Source organism: Vibrio sp. MM46 (assembly GCF_027587135.1).
Taxonomy (GTDB): Bacteria; Pseudomonadota; Gammaproteobacteria; order Enterobacterales; family Vibrionaceae; genus Vibrio; species Vibrio harveyi.
This window is the reverse complement of record NZ_JAPPTO010000014.1, coordinates 55,861-81,613: the sequence shown is the minus strand read 5'-3', so window position 1 is coordinate 81,613 and position 25,753 is coordinate 55,861. Positions and strand designations below refer to the sequence as shown.

General features: G+C 44.8%; 20 protein-coding genes. 14 read left to right on the top strand and 6 right to left on the bottom strand.

From position 1 onward, the window contains the following. Positions 1-123: 123 nt before the first annotated feature. The gene (locus OH459_RS16565) at positions 124-1,437 is read right to left on the bottom strand and encodes a MipA/OmpV family protein (RefSeq protein ID WP_005451842.1); all 1,314 of its coding nucleotides are present in this window, start codon (positions 1,435-1,437) and stop codon (positions 124-126) included. 290 nt (positions 1,438-1,727) lie between these two features. Here OH459_RS16565 and OH459_RS16560 point away from each other — a divergent pair, with 290 nt between their 5' ends. The 3 genes from OH459_RS16560 (at position 1,728) to OH459_RS16550 (ending at position 4,625) form a co-directional block, all read left to right on the top strand. Continuing rightward, positions 1,728-2,078, top strand: coding sequence for a hypothetical protein (locus tag OH459_RS16560; protein WP_005451841.1), 351 nt, complete (start codon positions 1,728-1,730; stop codon positions 2,076-2,078). Positions 2,079-2,100: 22 nt separating this feature from the next. Beyond that, on the top strand, positions 2,101-4,041 hold the full coding sequence (locus OH459_RS16555; protein ID WP_269987710.1) for an alkaline phosphatase D family protein: 1,941 nt from the start codon (positions 2,101-2,103) through the stop codon (positions 4,039-4,041). A gap of 143 nt (positions 4,042-4,184) precedes the next feature. Further along, a complete protein-coding gene (locus OH459_RS16550; RefSeq protein ID WP_005451837.1) occupies positions 4,185-4,625 on the top strand; it encodes a tellurite resistance TerB family protein in 441 nt (146 codons plus the stop codon). 203 nt (positions 4,626-4,828) lie between these two features. On the opposite strand, the gene OH459_RS16545 is transcribed toward OH459_RS16550, so the two are convergent. Both OH459_RS16545 and OH459_RS16540 read right to left on the bottom strand, forming a co-directional pair. Continuing rightward, positions 4,829-5,359: a 3'-5' exonuclease gene (locus tag OH459_RS16545; protein WP_005451835.1), complete on the bottom strand. Its 531-nt coding sequence runs from the start codon at positions 5,357-5,359 to the stop codon at positions 4,829-4,831. Between the two features lie 82 nt (positions 5,360-5,441). Beyond that, on the bottom strand, positions 5,442-6,983 hold the full coding sequence (locus tag OH459_RS16540; protein ID WP_009698075.1) for a sensor domain-containing diguanylate cyclase: 1,542 nt from the start codon (positions 6,981-6,983) through the stop codon (positions 5,442-5,444). Positions 6,984-7,270: 287 nt separating this feature from the next. Here OH459_RS16540 and OH459_RS16535 point away from each other — a divergent pair, with 287 nt between their 5' ends. From OH459_RS16535 to OH459_RS16525, 3 genes are read left to right on the top strand one after another with little or no spacing between them, the layout of a single operon-like run. Then, positions 7,271-7,903, top strand: coding sequence for a DUF2760 domain-containing protein (locus OH459_RS16535; RefSeq protein WP_005434042.1), 633 nt, complete (start codon positions 7,271-7,273; stop codon positions 7,901-7,903). Then, positions 7,903-9,867, top strand: coding sequence for an Hsp70 family protein (locus tag OH459_RS16530; RefSeq protein ID WP_269987705.1), 1,965 nt, complete (start codon positions 7,903-7,905; stop codon positions 9,865-9,867). Before OH459_RS16535 ends, OH459_RS16530 begins: the two co-directional genes overlap by 1 nt. Before the next feature lie 55 nt (positions 9,868-9,922). Beyond that, complete coding sequence (locus OH459_RS16525; RefSeq protein WP_269987704.1) at positions 9,923-12,733, top strand: Hsp70 family protein; 2,811 nt, start codon at positions 9,923-9,925, stop codon at positions 12,731-12,733. 85 nt (positions 12,734-12,818) lie between these two features. On the opposite strand, the gene OH459_RS16520 is transcribed toward OH459_RS16525, so the two are convergent. Further along, positions 12,819-13,013, bottom strand: coding sequence for a hypothetical protein (locus tag OH459_RS16520; protein WP_005377692.1), 195 nt, complete (start codon positions 13,011-13,013; stop codon positions 12,819-12,821). Positions 13,014-13,099: 86 nt separating this feature from the next. Here OH459_RS16520 and OH459_RS16515 point away from each other — a divergent pair, with 86 nt between their 5' ends. Continuing rightward, a complete protein-coding gene (locus tag OH459_RS16515; protein ID WP_017819464.1) occupies positions 13,100-13,786 on the top strand; it encodes a DNA-3-methyladenine glycosylase I in 687 nt (228 codons plus the stop codon). A gap of 84 nt (positions 13,787-13,870) precedes the next feature. Here the strand turns inward: OH459_RS16515 and OH459_RS16510 are convergent, their stop codons facing one another. Together OH459_RS16510 and OH459_RS16505 are read right to left on the bottom strand one after the other, a co-directional pair. Further along, on the bottom strand, positions 13,871-14,848 hold the full coding sequence (locus tag OH459_RS16510; protein WP_269987703.1) for a Gfo/Idh/MocA family protein: 978 nt from the start codon (positions 14,846-14,848) through the stop codon (positions 13,871-13,873). 11 nt (positions 14,849-14,859) lie between these two features. Next, positions 14,860-15,147, bottom strand: a complete 288-nt coding sequence (locus tag OH459_RS16505; RefSeq protein WP_009698079.1) for a putative quinol monooxygenase — start codon at positions 15,145-15,147, stop codon at positions 14,860-14,862. A 103-nt stretch (positions 15,148-15,250) separates the two neighbouring features. Here OH459_RS16505 and OH459_RS16500 point away from each other — a divergent pair, with 103 nt between their 5' ends. From OH459_RS16500 to OH459_RS16470, 7 genes are all read left to right on the top strand, one after another. After that, positions 15,251-16,129, top strand: coding sequence for a LysR family transcriptional regulator (locus OH459_RS16500; RefSeq protein ID WP_269987702.1), 879 nt, complete (start codon positions 15,251-15,253; stop codon positions 16,127-16,129). Positions 16,130-16,555: 426 nt separating this feature from the next. Then, positions 16,556-17,899, top strand: a complete 1,344-nt coding sequence (locus OH459_RS16495) for a sodium/glutamate symporter (protein ID WP_053049171.1) — start codon at positions 16,556-16,558, stop codon at positions 17,897-17,899. Positions 17,900-18,128: 229 nt separating this feature from the next. Next, positions 18,129-18,620: a type II secretion system protein gene (locus tag OH459_RS16490; RefSeq protein WP_005451816.1), complete on the top strand. Its 492-nt coding sequence runs from the start codon at positions 18,129-18,131 to the stop codon at positions 18,618-18,620. 271 nt (positions 18,621-18,891) lie between these two features. Beyond that, entirely contained in the window at positions 18,892-20,634 is a 1,743-nt protein-coding gene (locus tag OH459_RS16485; protein WP_038898675.1) for an ABC transporter transmembrane domain-containing protein, read from the top strand. After that, positions 20,634-22,412, top strand: coding sequence for an ABC transporter transmembrane domain-containing protein (locus tag OH459_RS16480; RefSeq protein ID WP_059678599.1), 1,779 nt, complete (start codon positions 20,634-20,636; stop codon positions 22,410-22,412). The genes OH459_RS16485 and OH459_RS16480 overlap by 1 nt, the downstream gene beginning before the upstream one ends. A 577-nt stretch (positions 22,413-22,989) precedes the next feature. Then, positions 22,990-24,717, top strand: a complete 1,728-nt coding sequence (locus tag OH459_RS16475; RefSeq protein ID WP_269987700.1) for a DUF3466 family protein — start codon at positions 22,990-22,992, stop codon at positions 24,715-24,717. Positions 24,718-25,179: 462 nt separating this feature from the next. Next, positions 25,180-25,728, top strand: coding sequence for an MSHA operon transcriptional regulator (locus tag OH459_RS16470; protein WP_256901949.1), 549 nt, complete (start codon positions 25,180-25,182; stop codon positions 25,726-25,728). The last annotated feature ends 25 nt before the right edge of the window (positions 25,729-25,753 follow it).

The following is a 25,753-nucleotide window of genomic DNA, read 5'->3' as shown; positions in this document are numbered from 1 at the left end:
TTTTGAATTAAATAAATAAAAAATACAAATACAGAAGAATGGGAATAAGAATAATTACCAATTAATAAAATTAAAAAAGCCTCATGTCAATATGAGGCTTTTGGTATTTATTTTGAGCTGAGATTAAAAATCGTACTGGAAGTAGATCGTATTGTAGTTACTCCCGCCTTTAATGCGACCAAACTGGGAAGCGTTCTCGAAAATCGCACTGCGATGATGCAATGAGTAACCCACCCACATGTTCTCCCAATCTTTTTGGTTGAACAGGTCGCCAACGTTCACATCAACTGAAAAGTCTAAATAGTTAAGTAAGTTACTTGGCGTATAACCCTTCTCTTCCATTTCTGTTGCTTCTATGTAAGTAATATTATCGATGTAAGACATACCTTCTGCCACACCAAATCGCCACTTCGTCGGCCAATTGAACGTGTAGTAAGCCTTAATCGCCACAACATATTCGGTACTGGAGGATTGCACATCAGAAGACCAGTGATGAACAAGACCTGGTGTTAGGTAAATATCCAAAGGTAAGCCAAACAACTCATCCGTCAATGGGTGCCCGTAGAAGAAAGAGGTCATTTGGTTATTATACTCATCTTTCTCGGCATTAAGTTTGAAGATGTCACCCATATTAGAAGGCGTAGCCCAACCGTGTGCGACTCTTAGATATGGGCGATTTCGTAAATCAGACTTACGTTCTTTGCCTTTATCGTTGAAGAAACCAAAGCCAACAAAGACTTCACCTTGGTAACGGTCTTCTACGATTTGGCTATGGTATGCTTCACTGTCTAGGCGAGTAACGCTAGTTTCCCCCAAGAGATACAAGTTAGAAATCACGTGGTAACGTGCTTTGATACCTAAGTTAGCATCAATACCCGCACCAATTTTCTCTCCCGTCGCGTCTTTGAATGAGTAGTACGAGCTGTTGAAGTCGGCGTCTTTATAACGAATTGTAAAAGAGGGCTCTAATTCCCAATCGCCAAACTCATAGTTAGCAGCGATTCGGTAGTTAGAATGAAACTGGAATTCGTCATCCGCCATCACTTCAAATTCAGCACGCCAGTTTTCGTCAAAGTTGTAACGAATCTGACCACCAAAATCGACGCGATCCCCTTCGAAGGCATTTTGAATGGACTTCGGGATATCTACAAAGCGCAGGCGCATAATCGCACTTGCACGCCAATCGGAGTCACTCTCATCATACAAGAACACCCCACCTTCAATACCGTCAATGTAGAGATGCTCGTTTTCAAAGAACATCATCGGCACAAACGTGCTCACTGTTGAGTCGTCATTGGCAGTATAAAATGGAATTGAAGCAGTACGGTACATCGCTGCAATCCCCCACTCTTGCTCTGCGTTTTTTGACTCCGCTAAAGCAGCACCACTAAGCAATAAACCAGAACATGCCAGCGATACTGTTAATACGTGTTTCATAGTTCCTCTATGTCACTGTTATTTGAGAAGGTCTCGAATGAGAAAGAGTATATCTGACTTTACCCGCCTATCTGTGAAAATTTTGCTTTATACACCAAAGAGCAAGCCCTACCAGTAAACACTGGCAATAAGTTAAGCTCCTACACACTGCACTTTTGGCTAAGTTGATTACTCTGCAAACAATCAAACGGGAAACGGTCAAATTTCTCTCTTCTCTCGTCAATGAGATTTAGATTTTTGCCAGATTCGCCGATACAATAGAAAACCAATGATCAAAGCCGCAGTTAATCGTGAAAGCATCTGAACTCATCTCCATTATCAACAACTTGCCGGAAGGTAGCGACCCCGATATCGTGATGGGTGAAGAATGGCTACCAGAACGCTTGGAAAACACCACTCTCGATGGTGATATGCTGTTTTTACACTTCGATAATGCACCGGAAGATGGTCAGGGTGAAGAAGAAGGTCGCGGCTTCGTTGAGCACGAAATTGACTTGATTCGAACTCGCCTACAACAAATTCTCGATGAAGACAGCGACAATGCTTCAAAAGCCGACGCAATGTTAGGTTTATTTCTGATGGGACATGAACTTAGCAGCTCACAAGTTATCGAAATACTCGAAGAAGACTCAGAACACTGATCCAGAATAGTAAGGTACCACTTTGCCAACATCGCTCAATACCAACGAACTTTCCTCCCTTCCTCTGGTTGTTGCCGGTCCAATTTTAAGAAAAGTTACCGCGACGGAAGTGAATATTTGGTTGGTGACCACGCAACCTCTCGAAGGTTTGGTTGAAATCAGCGATGCGAACACTGGTGAACAATACTATTCCAAGCCCGTATCAGCAGAACATCTTTTGCAAGTAGGCAAACGTGCTTGGGTTTGCATGCTGACGTTACAAGGCGAATTTCCTACCCATAAAGCATTGCGTTATCAACTCCATACTCAATCCGGTTTATTGACCGAATTGATGCCCCAATTGGTCTACGGTGAAGACACAGATTCAGTGCAAGGTGTCGAATTCCTAATCAGTGAAAAAGCCGATTATGTTCTGCATGGCTCTTGTCGTAACCCACATCATTTTAGTAAAGACACTCTGGTCCAAGCTGACGCAAAAGTTGCTAGCCAACCAATAGAAGACCGCCCTGATATGCTCATCATGAGCGGCGACCAAATCTATGCCGATCATGTAGCAGGTCCAATGCTGGATGCGATTGAGCAATTAGTCGAGTTGCTAGGCTTGCCTGATGAAGAGTTCGACCAAGCGCCAATTAAAAACACGCAAGAGCTGTATCAAAGCCCAGATTGTTTTTATGGCAGGGATAACATTCTGCCCCACTATGTTGACGATGGAAGCATACTCACCAAGCTCTTCCCACATCGTGGCACACCCATTTTTAGCTCGCGCGAATGTGAAAACCACCTCATCAGCTTTGCCGAGCTTTTTGCGATGTACCTACTCGTTTGGTCTCCAGTACCTTGGACATTAGTCAATCGTGAACGTTTATTGGATAGAAAATTCACGACCGGCGGAAAAGCTTTAGAGCCGAAATGGCAACAACATTGGCGCGATGAGAAAGTTCACATCGATGCATTTGTCGCAGGGTTAGATAAAGTTCAGCGTTTGCTAGCTCACGTACCGACCTACATGATCTTTGATGACCATGACGTCACCGACGATTGGAACCTAACGGTTGGCTGGGAAAAAGCAGCGACTGAAAATCTCTTCTCGCGCCGAATCATCGGCAACAGTCTGATCGCTTATTGGTTGTGCCAAGGTTGGGGTAACGCGCCAGAAAAATTTAACGCCCCTTTTATGGAGCACGCTCGTCGTTACTTTGAAGAACTGACTTCAGAGTACCAAGATGACTTCATCCAATACCTATATCGATTCGAAGATTGGCATTACACCATCCACACGTCACCGAAAGTAGTTGTTTTGGATACACGTACTCGCCGCTGGCGTTCAGAATCACGCATGAATAAACCATCGGGTTTGATGGATTGGGAAGCCTTGATTGAGTTCCAACAAGAGCTGATGCATCAAGACAAAGTGATCATCGTCTCTGCCGCACCCATGTTTGGTGTGAAGTTTATTGAAACATTGCAACGCATCATGACCAGTTTTGGTCAGCCGTTGCTGATTGACGCAGAAAACTGGATGGCGCATCCAGGCAGTGCGAATACCTTGATCAGTATTTTCACTCACACCAAAACCCCGACTAACTTTGTCATTCTGTCTGGTGATGTGCACTACTCTTTCGCTTATGACATCAAGTTGCGTTTCCGTCGCAATAGTCCAAATATCTATCAAATCACATGTAGTGGGATTAAGAACCAGTTCCCAGCGCAACTGCTGACAGCGTGTGATGCCATGGACCGTTTGCTTTATAGCCCCCGTTCACCGCTAAACTTCTTCACCAAACGTAAGCGTTTGAAGATTTTTAAGCGTGCGCCAAGTAACCACAATTTTTACCGATTAGTGAACCAAAGTGCAATTGGCGAGCTGAGATTGGATGACGACGGAAAGCCATGCAATATCAGTATTTTAACTGGTGAAGGTGATTCAATACATTTCCCGCCTACAAAGGTTGAGGAATAAATCCGCTTTTTGGCGGTCAAATACTGTATTGAGCAAAAATGTCATCTCAATCGTATGAGATCTTGATCAAATTCAATCAAGACCTTGAGATTTGCTCAAACCATTACCATCTTAAATAAATAGATAACAGCTTGGTGCTCAACATGTTTAATTCGCTTACTTCATTATTTAAACAACTTATAGAAGGCTCGGACCTTAGCCAATCCAACACACTGTCACCCAATATGGCGATAGCATGTTTGCTTTGTGAAGTAGCTGGTGCGGACCATCAAATCGATGAAAGAGAGCAAGCAACCAAACGCTCTTTGATCATGAAATTGCTTTCCCTAACAGAAGAAGAGACCGACACCCTACTGAATCAGGCTCAAAACAGATCGAGTGAGTCGACTTCCCTTTATGACTTTACGTCCCAACTGCGTGAGCTTTCACAAGAAACCCGCTATGAACTGATCAAGAGTATGTGGGAAGTGGCGTACGCTGACGGTGAAATTGACCCATTGGAAGATGCCGTAATTCGCAAAACAGCGGAGCTGCTCTATGTAGACCACAGCGATTTTATTCGAGCGAAATTGCAATCTCAGTGAAGCCCAGTCTCCATAAACAGTAAGAACCAATAAAAAACGCGCTACATGAGCGCGTTTTTTGTGTCTCTAGTCTGGATTAGGTCGAATCAAACATCGTCATCTCCGCAAGAGACTAGCCAACATTGTTGTTATTTAAAACTAACTTAGTACTGGCTTATGACGAGCAGACTGAAATCCAATGAAAGATTTATGAAAACAGAAACTTATAGCATGGTCAGTGCTAGTTTCGCCAAGTTGTAAGCGTCAACATAGCCCGAGTGCTGGCGACCTTCCCACTCAATGCCTTTTGCTTCTTGCGCCGCTTTATGACCAATGCGCTTATCTTTAAGACGGTTTTGGATTCGGTACAACGTCGCTAAGTTGATGAACTCGGTAAATGGCGCGTCAATGCCCTTTTGTTGGCATTCTTCAAGCAAGATAAGGTCATCGCGCCCCCATGAAGCATAGATCTTATTACGACCACCAAAGTTCTTTAGCATCGACTTAAGCACTTCTTCCAATGGTCGACCTTGCTTTTCAATCTTACGTGGTGTGATGCCAGTTAACTCTGCACAAAACAGGGACACTTCATCATGCTCAGGTTTCACGTAGTATTGCGCGCGCTTAACGATTTCACCTTTCGACAAATCTATTTCCGCCAAACCAACTTCAATGATCTCGCCTGTACGACCCACGCCGTTTTCATTCCAGCAGCACATTTCTAAATCGAAGCAGACGATACGGTTATGGTTCATAGTTTGTCTTGATTCCTAACGTAAATTTGAAAGCGTGAGATTCTACCGTAACGAATCTCAAAACTCGAATTTGCTCGCTGAATTAATCGCCGATCGATACAGAGTTTCGACCATTTTTCTTACTTTGGTAAAGTTGCACATCCATTTTATGGAATAAGCTCTCAGGATCTTCGTCGTTATGTACCGCAGCGCCAATGCTCAAAGAACAAATGATTGGTGTACTTTCATATTCAAATGGCGAGCTTGCGACAATACCGCGTAACTTCTCCAGATAGGCGGCTAGTTCTTCCTTGTCCGTCACTCTAGATAAAATGCAGAACTCATCGCCACCTGCTCGGTAGAAACGATCACCATCGAGCAAGTTAGCATTCACAAGCTTGGTTACGTGCAATAACGCTTCATCTCCGGCTAAATGACCGTACTTATCGTTAATCACTTTAAAGCGGTCAATATCGAAACCCACTAAAGAAAACTCAACGCCACTATTAATGTAGTGCAGTAAGTTATCGTTAAATACGCGTCGGTTAAGTAATTGGGTCAATGGATCCAACTCCGCCATGCGTTTTAGTTCAACCGTTTTGTTATCAAGCATCACCGCAAGACGTTCTTTTTCACGTGATTGAAGATTGACGATATAGCTGATCAAGATAGCAATGACTAAACCCGCAATACCGGTTCCATAAAGGACAGAACGCTCCCACGCCGAAACGGATTCAGACAGCTTAAACTCAACACGCCATTCGCGATTTGGCAGTTGAATCGTGCGACTAATGACTTTGCCGTGCAGCTCATCCCAGTTTGAGCTTTTGAACAATAGAGGGTCGTCGTAAGCATCAAAGCCCTTGTCTTCAACTTTTACAGACATATCCAATTCCGTCGCGGTTTTGGTAATCAATTGATCAAAATAGACAGTACTGCGCACTACCCCAACAACGACACCAAGTAGCTCGTGTTTGTCATAGCTAAATACCGGGTGGTAAACCAACAGACCACTTTTCTCTAATGACTTGTCGTATCCGTCTTGAAGCAATCGGACTTTGTCTGAAATGTTAGCTCGATCGTGGGTAATAATGTCATCTAGGATCAGTTCGAAACGCAAACGTGAAGAATAAAAGCCAAGCAAAGACAAGTTAGTTTCAGTTCTTGGATAAATATCAGTCGCTATGTATGCAGGAGCTTGGTCTTTCAAGATGTAACCAAACGTCTTCTCACCATCTTTCGGTACTGTAAAGATGTCAAAATCAGGGAAAATTTGACGAGTTTTCGCCAAATAGACGTCGAGCTCACTTGGTTCAACACGTTGCATCCATTGCAAGCCAACCAAGCTCTGTGAACTTTCGACGACTTGTTTTGCGTAGTAAGGAAATTGTGTCCAGTATGACTTATCAACGGAATGGAAAAAGTTTGCACCAGCGCCGATGAACTCAAGATCGTTTTCTACTGCCAGTTTAAGAGATTCCGCTTGGCGATCTGCCAGGGTATCGAAAATGGTCATGGTGTAACGCTGTTGTATTTTATAAGCGACACCAACCATGCCCGCAGTGACAATAACGACTGCAATAAAAGCTACAATAGAAGCAGAGTACCGTTTGAAAATGCTCTGTTGAGCCGTGCTATATGTCATTTACTGTTCCACGTTTTTTGCGTGTCATGCTTCGATAATGATGGAAATACTGCGCCACATGTGGGTAAACATCAAGCAACAACGTTTGCGTCCCCATCTAATCGTTGATTTTTCATGCTAATCATGCGGTATATTCACGAATTATTACAGTCTTAAGCCTTGAATATGCTACCATCCACCATCATTTTAATGTCTAAACTTGGTGCAGGTCGCAAAGCCGATCTCTTTAGTAAACATGTGTGAGCCAATACTAAGCGCCAATAAATCAATAGAAAGAGAAAAATGTCATGAACATTGATTTGAACCTAATTCCTCAAACGTTCGATATGCTTCACGCAGGTCTAGCGGCTTCGAGCGTTTTGCTTCTTCTGATCGCAGTATCTCGTAAATCTAAAGTGATTGAGAAAGTGGTAGAAAAACCGGTCGAGAAAATCGTCGAGGTTGAGAAACCAGTTGAGAAGATCGTTGAAGTAGAAAAAGTAGTGGAAGTTGAGAAAGTCGTAGAGCGTGTTGTAGAAGTTGAATCAAAACTTGCGACAGCGTCAACGGACTCTGCAATGCAGCTGCTTTCTATCATGCAACAAGAAGCTCGCCTAATTGACTTCTTAAAAGAAGACCTAACGTCATTCTCTGATGAAGAAGTCGGCGCAGCCGCTCGCGTAATCCACACTGGCGGTCAGAAAGTACTGAACGACTACGTGACGCTAGCGCACGTTCGTAACGAAGACGAAGAAACTCGCATTACGGTTGAAGAAGGCTTCAACCCACAAGAAATCCGCCTAACTGGCAACGTAACAGGCAGCGCGCCATTCAACGGCACGCTAGTTCACAAAGGTTGGAAAGCAACATCAATGACGTTGCCAAAACTAGCGGAGAACTACGATGCATCTGTGATCGCTCCAGCTGAGGTTGAGCTGTAATGGAACACATGAACCAAGAAAACCATTCTCAAGAAGCGTCTGTTGAAACTCAACAAACGCCTAAATTCAGTGTTGGTATCGACTTAGGTACAACACACTGTGTCATGTCTTTTGTTGATACTCACGACGAAGACGCTCGCGTTGAAGTGATGCCTATCCCGCAGCTTACTGCGCCGGGTACGGTAGAGACTCGTAGCCAATTAGGCTCTTTCCTATACCAGCCGCACGAGCACGAAATGAACCCGCAATCACGCGTTCTTCCGTGGTCGAGCGAGCCAAAAGCTCTGGTTGGTGCAATTGCACGTAACCTAGGTTCAAAAACACCAATTCGTCTTGTTGCAAGTGCGAAATCTTGGCTTTGCCACGCTGGTGTGAACCGTCGTGATGCATTCCTGCCAGCAGGTAGCCCAGAAGAAGTGGAAAAAGTATCCCCTCTTCGCGCGACAGAGCTTTACCTAGAGCACCTAAAAGACGCTTGGAATCACACCAACCCAAATCACAACCTTGCTGATCAAGACGTGACTATTACGGTTCCTGCTTCTTTCGATCCTGCTGCTCGCGATCTAACAGCAGAAGCAGCTCGCAACGTTGGTTTTGTGCACCTAACGCTTCTAGAAGAGCCACAAGCTGCACTTTACAACTGGATCGATAACAGCAACGACAAATGGCGCGACGAAGTTGAAGTTGGCGACATCGTACTTGTAGTAGATATCGGTGGTGGTACGACTGACCTTTCTTTGGTTGAAGTAACTGAAGACGACGGCAACCTAACTCTGAACCGTATCGCGGTAGGTGAACACATCCTACTTGGCGGTGACAACATGGACCTTGCACTTGCGTACCGCTTGAAGATGAAGCTAGCGCAAGAAGGCAAAGAGCTACAACCATGGCAAGTTCAGGCAATGACGCACGCATGTCGTGACGCGAAAGAAGCGCTATTGAACGACAGCGAACTTCAGTCAGTGCCAATCGTAGTACCAAGCCGTGGTTCTAAACTGCTTGGCGCAACGCTGAAAACAGAACTGACTCAAGAAGAAGTACAACAAACACTGGTTGACGGCTTCTTCCCTCAAGTTGCGATTACTGACCACCCTGTTCAACGTAACCGTGGTGCACTAACGCAAATGGGTCTGCCTTACGCGCAAGATGCGGGTATTACTCGTCACATTGCTGCGTTCTTGTCTAAACAAGCCAATGCTCTTTCTGCTTCAGGAAATGGCGCAGAAGCAGCAGTTCAAGATTTCAATCCATTCGCTAACATGCCTGGCATGCCGGGTGCGGATGCAGCGCAATCAGCTGACTTCATCAAGCCAACCGCAATCCTATTCAACGGTGGTGTTCTGAAATCGAAACTTCTAGCAACTCGTCTAGAAGACACGATCAACGAATGGCTAATTGAAGCAGATGCTGAAATGGCAAAACGCCTAACAGGTGTGGATCTAGACCTTGCGGTTGCTAGCGGTGCAGCTTACTACGGCTCTGTACGTCGTGGTCAAGGCGTTCGTATCCGTGGTGGTATTGCTTCGGCGTACTACGTGGGTATCGAAAGTGCGATGCCAGCGATTCCGGGCATGGCGCCTCCAATGGAAGCACTTTGTGTTGCACCATTTGGTATGGAAGAAGGTTCAAGCGTTGACGTACCAAGCCAAGAGTTTGGTTTGATCATTGGTCAACCGGTTAACTTCCAATTCTTCGGCTCAACCGTTCGTCGTGATGACCTAGCAGGTACTCACCTAGACTACTGGGCACCAGAAGAGCTTGAAGAGCTTCCAGAAATCCAAGTAACGCTGCCTGTATCTGAAGGTCGTCGTGAAGGTGAAGTGGTTCCAGTAACCCTAGCCTCTCGCGTCACAGAGCTTGGTACGCTTTACTTAGAAGCCATTGCCGCTGATAACGGTCAAAAATGGCATGTTGAGTTCGATGTGCGCGAAGACGCGAAAAGCAACTCAAACGAAGAAGAATAAATAGAAATCAAACGGCATCCAATCGGGTGCCGTTTTTAAATACACGAAGGTTTGTATGGCATCTCCTCGTTTTCTTGTTGGTATTGACCTTGGCACCACAAACACTGTTGTGGCGTACTGTGAAATCACCGACAACCTTGAACAATCCGAAGTATCCCTATTCGACATCGACCAATTGATTGGTCCGGGTGAAGTGGTTCGTAAGCCACTGCTGCCCTCTTTCCGCTACCACCCTGCGATTGGTCAAATATCCCCTTCTGACCTGACACTTCCTTGGGAAAACGAACCTGTATCTGGCGACATTAGTAATGTGATCGTGGGTGAATGGGCTCGTGAATTAGGCGCAAAGGTGGAAGGACGTCAGGTATCCAGTGCTAAGAGCTGGTTATCGCACCAAGCAGTGGATCGTAGCTCAGACATTCTTCCTTGGGCTGGTGCGCAAGACGTAGATAAAGTCTCACCCGTTATTGCCAGCGCAAGCTACCTCAACCACATTCGTCAAGCATGGAACTACCGTCATCCTAGCAATAAGCTAGAAGACCAAGATGTGGTTGTGACCGTTCCAGCGTCGTTCGATGAAACCGCTCGTAAGCTCACGCTTGAAGCGGCTGAACTGGCTGGTTTAAAGAAAATCGTCCTGCTCGAAGAGCCACAAGCCGTATGTTACGACTGGTACGCACGCCACCAGCAAACCGCAGCTGATGAGCTCAAAGAGTTGCCACTGATCCTAGTGTGCGATGTGGGTGGTGGTACCACCGACTTGAGCTTGATTGAAGCAAGTTTCTCTTCTCAAGATGAGTTAGCCCTTGATCGTATTGGTGTTGGCGAACACTTGATGCTTGGTGGTGACAACCTCGACTTAGCATTAGCGCACCTTGCGGAAAGCCGCTTCAATCAAAGTAAAAAGCTCACTGCAGCAAGCCTGACTAAGCTGATTCAGCAAACTCGCAAGGCGAAAGAGAACCTGCTTTCAGCGAACGCGCCTGAAGAAGTGAAAATCACCATGCTGGGCAGCGGCTCAAAACTTCTTGGCGGAACAAAAAGTATTGGGCTGAGCAAACAAGAAGTACACCAAATCGCTTTAGATGGCTTCTTCCCGCTTTCTGATTTCAGTGAAGTGCCAGACAAACGCCGCAGCGCCGTTGTTGAGTTTGGTCTTCCATACGTTGCAGACCCTGCAGTGAGCAAGCACGTTGCCGAGTTCTTAACTCAACACCAACAAGTTGCTCGTGCCGCTCTTGGCATTGAAGACGACAAACAAAATGCCATTCCAGTCGGTTTGCTACTCAACGGTGGTGTGTTCAATAGTGAACTTGTGACTGAGCGTGTCACTACCCTACTGTCCGATTGGCGCGGCGCTCCGGTTACGGTATTAGATAACCCACATCCAGATTGGTCTGTTGCACTGGGTGCTGTTGCCTTTGGTAAAGCACGTCGTGGTGCACAGCTAAAAATTGGTGGTGGTGCAGCGCGTTCTTACTTCTTGCACCTTCAAGAGAAGAACAAGATGGGCAAAGCGCTCTGTTTGCTTGCAAAAGGCACAGAAGAAGGTCACGAGATCCGCTTAAGTGGTCGTCGTTTCTCGCTTACTCTAGGTGAACCTGTTCGCTTTAACCTGCTGACTTCTACCCACGACACCTTAACCAATAACACCGCTATTCAAAACGGCGTGATGGTTGACGTTGACCCCGACTTATTTGCTCCTCTGCCACCTTATATCACCACCCTTGAAGGTGAAGGTGCCGAACTGCAAGCCAACCAGAAAGAGCGCGTAGAAGTGCAACTGGCGTGTCAGTTGACCGAAGTCGGCACGCTTAAGATGGAATGTGTCAGCGCAGAAGACGATAACAAACGTTGGGAGCTGGAGTTCGAAGTTCGTAACAAGCAAACCGACGACAGCGAGCAAGTTAAGCTTCACCCTAAACTGAACGAATGTAAGGAGCTGATCGCTCGCCTTTACAGCGGTAACAAGAAAAGCGCAGAAAGCAAAGAGATCAAAACCTTAGCCAAAGATCTTGAGAAGAAACTTGGCAAACGTGACGAGTGGGATTTCACGACCCTACGTCAACTGTTTGATACCTTTGCACAAGGGCGTAAGCGTCGCCGCCGCTCTGAACAACACGAGAAAAACTGGCTTCGTTTGGCGGGCTTTGCGTTGCGTCCGGGCTTTGGCGATCCAACCGACTCATGGCGCATTGAGCAAGTTTGGGGTCTCTACCAGCAAAACATTCAGTTTAAGAACCATCAAGGTTGGACTGACTGGTGGGTATTCTGGCGTCGTATCGCAGGTGGTTTAAGCCAAGAGCAACAAGAGACTATCTTGGCGGACATCGCGAAATACCTACACCCTGGCGCGATGAAAAACCCACAATCCGCCAAAGCGGCACAAGATATGGGTTACGAGTCTATGGTGCGCTTGTCTGCTTCTCTGGAGCATTTAGAAGTCGAAGACAAGGTTCTATTGGCTACGTGGTTCTTGAGCAAAGCCATCAACCATAACCAGTTCGAACAAGCGCACTGGTGGGCAATGGGTCGCTTGGCATCGCGTACGCCTTTGTATGGCAGCCAGCATAACGTCATTCCTCGTGAACAAGCGGAACAATGGTTGCCTAAGCTGTTAGAGCAAAACTGGCAGAAAGAGCCAATGATCGCTTTCGCAGCCGTAATGATTTGTCGTAAGACGGGCGACCGCCTATTTGATATCTCAGACGACTACCGTGAACAAGTTCTCACCAAGCTGAAGCAAAGCAAGGTGCCTGAATCTTGGGTATCACTGGTTGAAGAAGTCAAAGAGCTATCTGAGAGCGAATCGAAGCGTATCTTCGGTGATGCACTACCAAGCGGTCTGACACTGGTAAATAACTAGGCTCTCACGCTTATAAACGCAACAAAGCCCTTCTCGTGAAGGGCTTTGTTTTATCTGATTCTACTTGCTGACGAAAAGCGGTTCGTTAGTTCATTTCCGTATTGATTACCACGTCACGCGTTTCATTATCCATATCACTGATGCCGACCACTGAGATTTCACGGTCAGATAAATTCTCAATCATGCTGTCTTCCAACCCACCGTCCGTCATCCACGCATAGAATTTTTCCGCAATACGATCCGAACCTTCTCCGACAAACGTTAATGTGACCTTCTTCATTTGTGACACTCCATCAATTTACGATTCAGCCACTTAAGCGTAGTATGTTTCGCAAATATCGACATAAACTAGGACTAACTTCTTTTATGAGTATCGAAAAATTTGACGCGATTTATCAGCGCGCTGCTGAGCGTAAAGGTGGTGAAGATCAACTTGAAGCGCTTTTGTCTCATCCACTAAGCAAAGAAGAATTGGCAGCGATTCCCGATGACCGTTGGCTGGCCGCTTTTTCGATGAAGGTATTCCAAAGTGGGATTTCGTGGAGCGTGGTTCGCAACAAGTGGCCGAACTTCGAAGAAGTATTCTTCGGATTTAAGATTGAGCCCTTGTTAATGCTGTCAGACGAGCAATGGGAAACCAAAGCAACCGACAAACGCATCATTCGCCATCTCACTAAAGTCATGTCGATCCCTGCTAATGCTCGTATGATCCACGAAGCAAAAATCGAATACGGCTCGTTTGGCAAAATGGTTGCCGATTGGCCGCAAGAGAAAATCACCGACCTATGGGCATATTTGAAGAAACACGGTAATCGCCTAGGTGGAAATACCGGTCCTTACACACTTCGCCAAATGGGCGTTGATACCTTTATCTTGTCTAGCGACGTCGAGGCTTACCTGCGTAATTGCAAGATCATTGAAGGTGGCAAAGACACTAAAAAGTCGCTCGACGCCACCAACAAAGCGTTTGTGCAATGGCAACAAGAAAGTGGTAGAAGTCTGTCTGAAATCAGCCAAGTTATTGCGTTCAGCACCGGCGATAATCGCATTTAACCGAGATTAAACCCAAAATACAAACGGCGCACTGATCATTGGATTTAGTGCGCCGTTTTTATGTTCATTGGTTCAAGTACAGACTTACTTTGAAGCCAGTGATTCCCACTCAGTCAGTATCTGCATAATGCGGTGAGAGTCTTCCCATGTTGCACAAGGGTTTTCTAACGAGGTACGCCCCTCCTCAACCGCTTGGCGAATAGTGTGCACTTGATAGAAGAAAGCGTCCCCAGCTGCCGGTACAAACACTTCACGCTTCGACGTCTCGTAAATTTCCACACTAAACTGGTTATCTTGCGTTGGTAGCCATGGGTTCGAGTCTAACGTAATACAGCCTTTGCTACCCAGAATGGTGAATTGGTGTTTCAATCCGTGATCTTCGGCGGTATGCACGCTCGCCGTTTGTTGCTCACCGAATTGCATCATCAAGCTCGATTCACAGATATTCCCATCGTTACCTCGTCGACCAATCGCCGTCATAGAGCGGTTTCCAAAGGCTTGTTCACCCAACATGGTTTTCACCACCAAGTGCACCAATGATATTGGGTAGCAACCTAAATTATACAAAGCACCTTTGCTGTCTGGATTAACAAACTGCGCAATCGACGCAATATAAGAAGTATGGATGGAGCGAAGTTCACCGATCTCTCCCGATTTAAGCACCGAAAGTAACTCGCTGATCAACGGGTGATGCAAGTACATCAAGCCTTCAGCAAAGAATACCTTGTGCGATTCGACTGCCTTTAGAGCCAGCTCAGTTTTTTCCATATCTACCGAAAGTGACTTCTCACAAAGAATCGCTTTACCCTGCTCTGCCGCTTTGACGATAAAGTCATGATGAAGGTGATTTGGTAGTGCGATGTAAATAATGTCGACTTGTTCATCGGCAATCAACGCATCGTAATCGGTGAAGGTATTCTCGATGCCATATTGCTCAGCAAATGCATTCAAGTTCCGTTCCGAACGTCCAGCAACTGCGTAGAGCTTACTCTTGTCATCGCCTTGGATTGCCTCTGCCATGACACCTGAGATAAAGCTTGTGCCTAAAATGCCCCATTTCATGTTCACGTCTCCTATTGCGCTTGAGTTTCGAATGCTTGGACTAACTCTGCCATTTCAGCTGCAATGAACGCTTGTGTATGCGGCATAGCAAAATGCGCTTCAATCGCGGCGCGGTTTTCATATCGCTCCCAAAGAATCACACGCAGTGGGTCTTTCGAATCGTAGGTCGCATTCGCTTGCAAACACCCAGCTTCGCTCTGCATATCAAGGCAAAATTGTTCAATGGTCTCAACCACTTGTTGTCTTGGCTTATCGGCATTCATTTTCAGTTCGGCGGTAACAAAAATCGTCTTGCTCATGATGGATCTCTTTCTCCACTCTTAATCATACGTCCACTGTAATTAACCTCATATGATTGATAAACTCTGCTTTAGTTATTTCTTTATCAACTCTGGGTGTGTAATGGATAAATTAACAAGCATGAAGGTTTTCGCTTACGTGGTCGAACATGGCAGCTTTCGTAACGCCGCACACCACTTTGACATTTCACCGACCATGGTTGGCAAACACGTGAGCTTTCTTGAGCAAAACTTAGGTACGCAGCTGATTCATCGCACCACGCGCAAACAGTCCTTGACCGAAGCTGGCAGACTCTACTATCAAGAGTGCCACCGCATTATTGAAGACATCACCAACGCTGAGAACCTAATCCAGACGCTGATCAACCGCCCAACTGGAACAGTAAAAGTTAACTGCCCAGTTACCTATGGTAAAAAGGTGATTGCGCCCATCGTGGCTGACTTCTTAGCAGAATTTCCCGAACTGAACGTTGAGTTAATGTTGGATAACAGTTTGATTGACCCATATCGAAGCGAAGCAGACGTGATTATTCGTATTGGTGAGTTGGTCGATTCATCGTTAGTTGCAAGAAAACTCGGGGAATACGGCATGACTTACTGCGCCTCACCCTCTTACCTTGAGCAACATGCCCCTATCCAATCGCTTGATGACCTTGAACATCATCATTGTTTGGGATTTCAGTATCACCAAGGAGAAAGCCAACAAGTGGTGAACATGCCATCTAATACCTTTGGAAACAGCAACACCCGATTAACGTCTAATAATGGTGATGTGCTTAAGTTTGCCGCGTTAAAAGGCTCTGGTGTTCTTCTACAACCAAAGATCTTAGTTGAACAAGAAATCCAGTCTGGCGCGTTGGTAGAAATTCTCCATTCACACACTCCCAAACCAAAGCCGATCCACCTGCTTTACCGTTCAAAACAGCTTTCCCTTAAAAATCGCACCTTCGTCGATTTTGTTCTTTCTCATGTGAGCCAATAATACAAACAGACAAAACGGCTGTAATTTAACCAAGCAATTAGTTTTTATTGTCGATATGACAAATATTATTTCTCATTAATTATCTTTATTTTTCATACTGTTAGTACAGAACGCTCGTTTGATGAACATAATTTATTGATTCCCATCAATTGCATTGCCCTGACAAAGTGACTAGGATTGCCGCCTTTCCTGAGTGAACTATCAAAATAACATCGAGAATTTAGTCTAATTTCTCTCCAAGTTCGTGCGTAATCACGACATTTGCACTCATTTCAAACTGCATAAGCACATTCCTTTGCTTATGAAAACGACATTGATTTCTCAACACTTTTGGTCACGTATGTGACTTTTTTCGTTGGGAGCGATTTTTCAATCAAGGTTGGTCACAAGGACGCTACCCCTTGACTGCATTTACTGGAGGATAAAATGCCTAAAGGTCTAATGCTGACTGACTTAGCCATTGCTGGCTTACTATTGATTTTGGCAAAAGTCATTCGCGTTCACACGCCACTACTACAACGTATGTACATTCCATCGGCGGTTCTCGCGGGATTATTCGGTCTGATTTTTGGACCAGCCCTGCTAAACATACTGCCGTGGACCGATACATTTACCGCTAACGCAAGCCTATTAACTGCTGCACTTTTTTCTGCGTTAGGTCTGGCAACTGATGTCCCATCACCTAAGACCGTCGCACAGCGCGCTGGCTCATTGTGGGCATTCAACCAAATCGCTTCTGTTTCACAGTGGTTATTTGCAGCAATGTTTGGCCTCGCGATCACTACCTTCTTCTGGCCAGAGATTAATCCAGGCTTTGGCGTGACAATGTCTGCAGGCTTTATGGGCGGTCACGGTTCAGCTTCTGTTGTTGGCGAAATATTCACGGGGCTTGGTTGGGAAGATGGCTTCACACTAGGTTTAACCTTCGCAACCGTGGGTATCTTCATTTCGATTTCTGTCGGCATGCTCATGCTGCAATTCGCATTGAAGATGGGTTGGATTCGTAGCTTTACGACATTCGATAGCATGGACGAACACGAACGCAAAGGTCTTGTTAAACCTGATGATCAAGAACCGGTAATGAAAGACACTATGTCTTCCCTGTCGGTTGATTCTTTTGCGATTCACGCCGCATTGGTGGTTGTAGTAACGGCGTTCTCCTATGTTGCTGCTAACTATTTATCTTCCTTCCACGATAAGGTGCAGATCCCAACGTTTGTAACCGGGTTCCTTGGCGGTATGTTGGTTCGAATTGTCGCAAAGCAGACCAAAGCGTCACGTTACCTTTGTGATGGCGCGTTCAAACATGCAGCGGGCATCAGCACCGACTATTTGATTATCTTCGGTATCTCTGCAATCAAGATTACCGTCTTGGCCCAATACTTAATGCCTATGGTAGTACTAGCTCTTGGCGGCGTATGTTTCACACTTTGGTTAATCTTTTGGGTGGCTCCACGCATCATGGGAGACGATTGGTTTGAAAAAGGCATCTTCTCTTGGGGTTGGCTGACGGGTACGGTTGCAATGGGTATTGCCCTACTGCGTATTGTCGATCCAAAGATGCGTAGCAAGGTACTTGATGATTACGCCATCGCTTACGTTCCAGGCTCAATCACTGACATCTTCATCATATCTTTGATGCCAATCGCGATGTATAACGGCATGCACTGGCAAGCTCTTGGTGTTGGTTTAGCATACATAGCCGTAGTTCTTTTTATTTGGCGTTTTGTTTTCAAACAAGGCTCACAGACCGCAACGAATCCATCATAACGACCTGATTTACCGAGCCTCATTTTAGCTGAAATGGGGCTTTTTCTTACTGATATCTCAATAACTTTTTATGTAAAAACAAACACACTTCAAGTTAAAAAAATGAGCAATTTGTTTTATATATAAGAACATGACTACTCATCGCATAACTTCATTCTTTTTCAATACCTTTCCAGCCATAATTTTGTTCCAGAATAGCAGTCTATAAAAGCAAATTCGGAGGTTGGCTGTGCGTAATTCCAAAGGTTTTACTCTGATAGAATTGGTGATTTGTATCGTCATTCTGGGAATAGTAAGTGTTGTGGCGTTTCCAAAATTTTTAGACATCCAAAAAGACGCCCGTATTGCGGTCTTGCATGGCGCAAGAGAAGCTTTGATGACCGCAAACAATCAAGTTTATGCGAAAGCAGTCATGCAATCTCAAGAACAAGTCGATGGTGGAGAGGTCAAGAATATTGACTTGGATAGCGATGGTGTTAAGGATTTAATTGGCTATTACGGATACATAAAGAACGTAATACCTGCACAAGAACTCGCTGGTTTTGACCCTCAATTGACTATCAATCGATGGTATGGCGTGGATGATGAAAATGAACCTTACTTCTTGATTGGCTTCGCTAATAAGCCCGTAGATATCTCTCATCTTTGTTATGTTGAGGTTTACTACCCGAAAACATCAGGTGGTCAAATAAAATACGGAATTCAAACTAGAGACTGCTAAAACCACTCGGAATGAGCTTCAAGAGTATCACTTTTGAAGCTTTTATCCCCTAACAACCCAAAACCCTTCAAAACTTCAAATTAACAATAAATTCACATTATCTCGTTACATCCACACCTTTCAGCGATACATAAGGCAGCAAACCACACTGTTCCTGCCAAATCGACACATTGTATTGTTTTTCATTTCGCTCAAAAATTCCGCTTGTAAACTCATTAATTCGCTCAATAATAGTTCTATAACAAATTCAATAATTTAAGCAGGAGGCGAAATGAGAATATTCTGGCAGCTGCGTTGGTACTTCCAACTCAAATGGAAACAATATGTGGGGTCAATCCTATTGTTTGCCGTCATTTCAGCCCTTCAGCTTGTTCCCCCTAAAGCAGTCGGCATTATTGTCGATGGTGTGGTTGATAACACGCTAGAAACCAGCACCTTACTGATGTGGTTAACCGGTCTTATTGCGTTATTTTTTGCGATATATGGCTGTCGAATTCTATGGCGTATCTGGTTATTTGGCGCGAGTTGGGAATTAGGCACTATTTTACGTAACCGACTCTACCGCCATATATCCACGCAGCCTCCTCGATTCTTCGAAAGATACAAAACTGGCGACCTGATGGCTCGTGGCACCAATGACGTGCGCAACGTCGTGATGACAGCCGGTGAAGGCGTATTAACCGCGGCAGATTCGGTGATTACTGGTATTGCTGTTTTCATTATTATGGTGACACAAATCAGTTGGAAGCTGACGTTAATGGCTCTTTTACCGATGCCATTCCTCGCGATCATCATCTTTTTCATTGTTCGCATTCTGCATAAACGTTTTAAGATCGCACAAGAAGCTTTCTCTACAATGTCAGACATGACTCAAGAATCATTGAATGGCGTACGTATGCTGCGTGCTTTTGGGTTAGAAAACCAAGAGCAAAAGCGTTTTGAAGATGTCGTCGATGATACTGGCGAGAAGAATATCGCGGTAGCTCGCGTTGACGCACGTTTTGACCCAGCAATCCAATTGACCATTGGCATGTCTTTCTTCCTAAGCGTGGCATCAGGTGCGTATTTAGTTGACCAAGGTGATATTACACTTGGGGATTTGACCGCATTTACCATGTACTTAGGTCTTATGATTTGGCCGATGTTGGCATTCGCGTTCTTGTTCAATATTCTGGAACGAGGCTCTGCTGCGTGGAATCGCCTACAAGAAATATTTGATGAGAAGCCAGAAATCATCAGTGGCGATACAGCATTAGGCACGGCTCCATTACCTTTGCAGATCAAGATTAATGAGTTCCACTGGTCAAAAGATCTGCCCGCTGCGCTCACCGATGTTCACATCACTTTGGAGCCTGGAAAAATGCTCGGCATTGCAGGTCCTGTCGGTAGTGGCAAATCAACCTTGCTAACCCTACTGCTTCGTCAACATGACATGGACAACGGTACGATTCAATTTGGTGATATCAAAATCAAAAACGCACTCTTACCAGAATGGCGAAACCGCTTTGCCGTGGTCAATCAAAGCCCGTTCTTGTTCTCTAAATCTATCTTCGACAACATCGCTCTAGGTAACCCTGACGCATCAAAAGAAGACGTTTATCGTGCGGCGAAACTAGCTTGTATCCACGACGATATTGAGAAGTTTCCTGAAGGCTATCAAACAGAAGTGGGCGAAAAAGGCATTACCCTATCCGGAGGTCAGAAACAACGTATCGCTATTGCTCGCGCCATGTTGCTCAATGCACAAGTGCTGGTCTTAGATGACGCACTATCTGCCGTTGATGGGCGTACAGAGCATCAAATACTAAAGAACCTAGAGACGCATTACCGTGAACAGGCGTTAATCGTCATCGCTCATCGCCTCACTGCACTAGAGGCAGCCGAAGAGATTGTCGTACTCAACCACGGTCACATCGCAGAACGTGGTCAACATCGCTCGCTTCTTGAGCGGCAAGGTTGGTACGCAGAGATGTACCAATATCAAAAACTAGAACAAGCAATGGAGGACGAATAATGAAGCAATCAACAACGTTTAAACGGTTATTGTCTTACCCATTGTCGCAACCAAAGCCGATGTTAAAAGGCTTAGCACTGCTGTTTATAGCCGCGTTAGCCAGCGCGGGTGGACCTTGGCTCGTTCAATACTTTATTGATGAACACATCGCGAAAGGTGATTATTCACGAGATATTTTGATTTCATTGGCAGCGGGCTACATCGCATTACAGCTTATTTCAGCGACGTTTCAATATTTCCAATCGCTGCAGTTCAGCATTGTGGCGACCAACACAATAAAAACGATTCGCAAACAAGTTTTCGCTGGCGTCATCAAGCAACCCTTGTCCGAGTTTGATTACACTCCTGCTGGTAAGTTGGTTTCAAGAATCACCAACGACACGGAATCGCTGCAACAGTTTTACGAACTGCTAATCGCGACGGTAGTGAAGAACGCGGTGATGATCTTGGTAATGCTTGGGGTTATGTTTTACATGAGCTGGAAACTGACTATCGTGGTGTTAGTGCTCCTACCTATCGTTATCGGCTTCATGTACCTGTTCAAAAAACTAAGTACCGAAAGCTACCGCAACATGCGTGATTTACTGACAGACATTAACGCCAACTTGAGTGAGTCTATTCAAGGCATGAGTGTAGTGCAGTTGATGCAGCAAGAAGAACGATTCAACAAGCAATTCAACGGGCTCACCGCAGATCATTTAGTCGCATCAAAGAAAGTTATTCGTTTGAACGGCTTCCTACTGCGTCCGCTCATGGATTTACTCGCGGGTCTTGCACTGCTCTCACTCGTTGCTATCTTTGGTTTTAATGGCGTAGAAATGATTGGTGTCGGCGTTCTTTATGCCTTCATAAGCTACTTAGCGCGCGTAACTGAACCTTTGATTGAAATGACTCAGCAGTTGGCATTACTTCAGCAAGCATTAGTATCGAGTGAGCGAGTGTTCGAGTTGATGGATGCGAAAGAACAAACCTATGGTGACGATCACCGTCCACTCCAAACGGGTGCAATCGAATTGAGCAACCTCACTTTCAGCTACGATGGCAAACAAGACGTGTTGAAAGACATTTCTCTCAAAGCTGCTCACCAAGACTTTATCGCTCTTGTTGGTCATACCGGCAGTGGTAAAAGTACCCTCGCATCACTACTGATGGGCTTTTATCCAACGAACATCGGTGAGTTACGCATCGATGGTCGCCCATTAAAGTCCCTAGGAAAAGACGTACTTCGTAAAGACGTTGCCATGGTTCAACAAGACCCGCATATCTTACCTGCTAGCGTAAAAGAAAATATTTCTTTAGGTAGAGCGGTCGAAGATACTCAAGTTTGGGATGCACTAGAAAAGGTAGGATTGGCAGAACAAATTCGTCGTTATCCGAATGGTCTAGACACACAACTTGGACAAGGCGAAACGAATCTTTCTGCAGGTCAAAAGCAGTTGCTTGCGCTGGCGCGTGTTTTGATGGCTAAACCAAAAATCCTTATCTTGGATGAGGCAACCGCGAACATCGATTCGGGTACTGAAGCTCTGATTCAAAAAAGCTTAGAAGTTCTGCGCCAAGATATGACGCTTGTCGTCATTGCGCACCGATTATCGACTATTTTAGATGCCGATCAGATTATCGTTTTGCATCATGGCGATTTGGTTGAAAGTGGCACGCACAAAGCGCTGTTAAAACACAATGGACGATACGCGCAGATGTACCAGCTTCAGCAAGCAAATCGACATATTCAGCAACTTGAAGAGGAAGATGACAAACAGTTTGAGGAAGCTGTTTAAACAGTCTACAGACCCAGACATTAAGCCCGTTGGTCATACTGCGGGCTTTTGTTTATCCCCAATACGGGCGAACCGATTTGGTGTCTCGTTCTTCGGTTTCCACCGCCTACATTTCTAGTTTTCTTAGACTATACCCAAGTAACCTCGAGATGCTAGGTTCAGCGAGAATGACTTGGTTTGTAGACGCGGCGACGATTTAAAGATCTAGTCACTCTAAATCAAGAGTCGGCAACAAAGTATACAAGCCAAGACAGCTCGCCCTTCGGGAGCGTGGCATTGCCCCGCTTTTTTAATTAAACCAATGGCTGCGTCAAACAACTTGGAAAGAGCTGGCTATTTCGCTGCGTTGTTTTCCTTGACCTCGAATCAATGACAACGCTCTGAATCCTACATCTTGAAGTCACTTGGGTATATAACCCGTTATCCATTCTTATTTTAAAACTATTTACTTTGTATTTTTATGTATTTATTTGTACGTGAACACATACAAAAAAACACCGTTCAATAATGAATTATCTATAAATTCCTTGGTCACATATTACCGAAAACATTATTTAGAATGATAGGAATTGGATGGATGAGTTTAAAAGCGAATATTAAGTTTATAGCGCTTGCTACTGCTGGTTTTTCAATAAGTTCACAAGCTGCACTATATCAAGTAGTGCAAGTCGTTCCCGATAACACTAATTTATCTTCATTTGGTTCCGCGATTCAAAGTGGAGACATTAATGATCCAATTACTGGACAACCTTACTCACTCGGTTGCTTTGAAAAAGAAGCGAATTGTGATGCCAGTAAATTCAAAATAGCACTCGATGTTCGCTCAACGGCTATGCTAGAGGGGAAACCTATTGATGTATCTGAACTGAGAGAAGAAGTACCTTTTGCAATGGATTCTAGCTTTGCATATCGAGGTAGTGAATCTGGTTTTAAACGATACTGTGACAACGAAAAAAAATACAAGATTTGTTCAGCGTGGGCGAGCACACTCTGGCAAGCATGGTCATTGGGTCACAATGAAGCATCTGAGCCAACAGTAACCGCATACGTAGAAGGTGACCACAACACAGCCTTCCCTCTCTTTAACCCAAATACCAAAAACAGCGTGGTTAATGCTTTAACAAAAGACGCAAAGCCAATTGGGACGGTGGCGACTGGATTAGACTCTAAAGACACCATTTCACCAGTTAAACCAAACTTTACTACTGCAGGCGATCAAGCAGCCATAGTCGCAACCCGTGCATGGGCGACAGATGACGCTATCACTGTTGGCAGCGTGGCGAGAAAATCAGGGGCAAACCACAGTTCTAAAGCTGCAATATGGGATGACAAAGGAAATGCGCTAGAACTCGAATGGCAAAGCAAACGACTCAAAGGCGGCAAAAGACTTGCTCAAGGTAGCATGCGAGACTTTGTTACTGATGGTAGTACTGTCTATGGCGTCGGCTACAACTCGTATCAGAAAGACAACTACATGGACGCCACCGTCTTTGTTGGCGACCTAAATAAAAAAGAAGATTGGGTCAACAAACCCGTGGACGGGGCACAGCAACGAATTAAAAACAAAACACTGCATAGCAATTCAAGGTTAACCGGCGTTAACTCTAACTTCGTTGCGATTGGTGAAGCGAAACGTTCAGGGCAGTATTTAATGCCAACAGGTTCTGCGCCCAACCGTTTATTCGTCGTCAATGATGTAAGAGCAAAAACATTGCGAGCCAACTATTTGCAATCCGGGATTTTCTTTGACGGTGCGAGTGGAAAAATGGGGGCAATCAATACATACAATGAAATTGTCGGCAGAGTGGATGCAGAAAAGGTACGCGCATCGAAAGGCAAACCACGTAGACAACGAGCGTTTATCTTGCCTTATGCAAAAAATAGTAAAGTCAGTGAAAGAGCAAAAACGCTGTTTGATGGAAAAGCGTGGTATTTGGATGATTTAACAAACGGTTCAGATTCAAGCGATACTTCGTCCACCTCTTACTCCCAAGAAAATAACCGATTCAGAATTATCGATGCGAGCGACATTAATGATGCGGGCATTATTTCTGCAACAGCGCTGAAGTGTCATTCTGGATATAAAACCACCGCCAATAATGCGACGTGTTCAGATAAGGAAGAAGTCGTTGCGGTTAAATTAATTCCAATTAAAGGAAAAACAGCGAAGAATATTGTACCTAGGGATGTTGAAAAAACACCAACGAAACGTAATGGCGCGGGTTTGGGGCTATTTACCGCATTCGGGTTGATTATTCTTTCAATTACGAGAAACGTTAAGACAAGAAAAATAAACATTAAATAGGAAAATATTGGAGCAAGTTAAAAACACATCGTAGATGACAATGGTGACTCCCCTGTTTCTGAACAACCAATTAAAACAGAAATGGGGGCGTTCATGAGCTTAAAACTCTATTTGAAGTTCAGAACAGGCAAGGCTAATGAGATTTACGCCCTAGCTTTGAGCTTTTGATGAAGACTCGAAACTGACGTCCCTTTCCTTTTACAAAGTCGGAAGTACACTAAGGTTACTTTGGAGGTGTTCAAGTTAAAATCACCATAAAACCACCTGATTCTATTCATAATCTAAACAATTTTTTTATTTCTTACCTATTATTGACATAACCCCTCGCTATTTTGAGCGATGTCGTTGTAAAATCGCGCTAATTACCGACACGTTTTCCCTCAGCAAAGTGGATTCATTCTGCTTGCCGGGACTCGCGTCTATCAATTTTCCTATTGCATGTTAATTTCATGACTGAAGTCCATGGACCAAGATAAGTTTACTAACATCTATCGCTTGCCAGGTTCGCTACAAATTCGAATCGCTAAGTGGCAAAAGACCTTCCGCGGCACATCTGATTTGGTTCTTCATCAGGTGCTAATGGAACGTAATAAGCAATTTAAGAAACCAAGCTTTTTACCAAAGAGTTGGTGCATCACGCCTATCGATGAGAATGAGATCACCATTACTCATCACGGTAAATACATTCAAACCGTCATGCGTACCATGCTGGACAGAAAGGTTTCTTACAAACGCCTATTCTTATCTCGAATGGATGAGGACAAGGGTGAGAAGGTATTACGCGAGTACAAGCTTGAGTGGGTAAGAAAGCACAATCAGATTGCTAAAAAGTACAACCAAATCAAGAAAAAACAGTACATGAACTTTGCAAGAGAAGAGGAAGAAACGCTCTACCCTTCAATCCCAAAAGGCGAGTTCGATAAAGCGTTATGGAATAAATTGGTGGTTTCTACCTTTGGTCCCGAGAAAAAGTACAAAAACCCTCATTACGTGCGCAAAGCTGATTTCTAAAAAATCCCCCGATAATTCGGGGGAT

What these genes read in the sequence shown, in the direction of transcription:
- OH459_RS16565 (WP_005451842.1), bottom strand. Translation starts at nt 1,437, where the DNA reads ATGAAACACGTATTAACAGTATCGCTGGCATGTTCTGGTTTATTGCTT.
- OH459_RS16550 (WP_005451837.1), top strand. Translation starts at nt 4,185, where the DNA reads ATGTTTAATTCGCTTACTTCATTATTTAAACAACTTATAGAAGGCTCG.
- OH459_RS16545 (WP_005451835.1), bottom strand. Translation starts at nt 5,359, where the DNA reads ATGAACCATAACCGTATCGTCTGCTTCGATTTAGAAATGTGCTGCTGG.
- OH459_RS16540 (WP_009698075.1), bottom strand. Translation starts at nt 6,983, where the DNA reads ATGACATATAGCACGGCTCAACAGAGCATTTTCAAACGGTACTCTGCT.
- OH459_RS16535 (WP_005434042.1), top strand. Translation starts at nt 7,271, where the DNA reads ATGAACATTGATTTGAACCTAATTCCTCAAACGTTCGATATGCTTCAC.
- OH459_RS16530 (WP_269987705.1), top strand. Translation starts at nt 7,903, where the DNA reads ATGGAACACATGAACCAAGAAAACCATTCTCAAGAAGCGTCTGTTGAA.
- OH459_RS16525 (WP_269987704.1), top strand. Translation starts at nt 9,923, where the DNA reads ATGGCATCTCCTCGTTTTCTTGTTGGTATTGACCTTGGCACCACAAAC.
- OH459_RS16520 (WP_005377692.1), bottom strand. Translation starts at nt 13,013, where the DNA reads ATGAAGAAGGTCACATTAACGTTTGTCGGAGAAGGTTCGGATCGTATT.
- OH459_RS16515 (WP_017819464.1), top strand. Translation starts at nt 13,100, where the DNA reads ATGAGTATCGAAAAATTTGACGCGATTTATCAGCGCGCTGCTGAGCGT.
- OH459_RS16510 (WP_269987703.1), bottom strand. Translation starts at nt 14,848, where the DNA reads ATGAAATGGGGCATTTTAGGCACAAGCTTTATCTCAGGTGTCATGGCA.
- OH459_RS16505 (WP_009698079.1), bottom strand. Translation starts at nt 15,147, where the DNA reads ATGAGCAAGACGATTTTTGTTACCGCCGAACTGAAAATGAATGCCGAT.
- OH459_RS16500 (WP_269987702.1), top strand. Translation starts at nt 15,251, where the DNA reads ATGGATAAATTAACAAGCATGAAGGTTTTCGCTTACGTGGTCGAACAT.
- OH459_RS16495 (WP_053049171.1), top strand. Translation starts at nt 16,556, where the DNA reads ATGCCTAAAGGTCTAATGCTGACTGACTTAGCCATTGCTGGCTTACTA.
- OH459_RS16485 (WP_038898675.1), top strand. Translation starts at nt 18,892, where the DNA reads ATGAGAATATTCTGGCAGCTGCGTTGGTACTTCCAACTCAAATGGAAA.
- OH459_RS16480 (WP_059678599.1), top strand. Translation starts at nt 20,634, where the DNA reads ATGAAGCAATCAACAACGTTTAAACGGTTATTGTCTTACCCATTGTCG.
- OH459_RS16475 (WP_269987700.1), top strand. Translation starts at nt 22,990, where the DNA reads ATGAGTTTAAAAGCGAATATTAAGTTTATAGCGCTTGCTACTGCTGGT.
- OH459_RS16470 (WP_256901949.1), top strand. Translation starts at nt 25,180, where the DNA reads ATGGACCAAGATAAGTTTACTAACATCTATCGCTTGCCAGGTTCGCTA.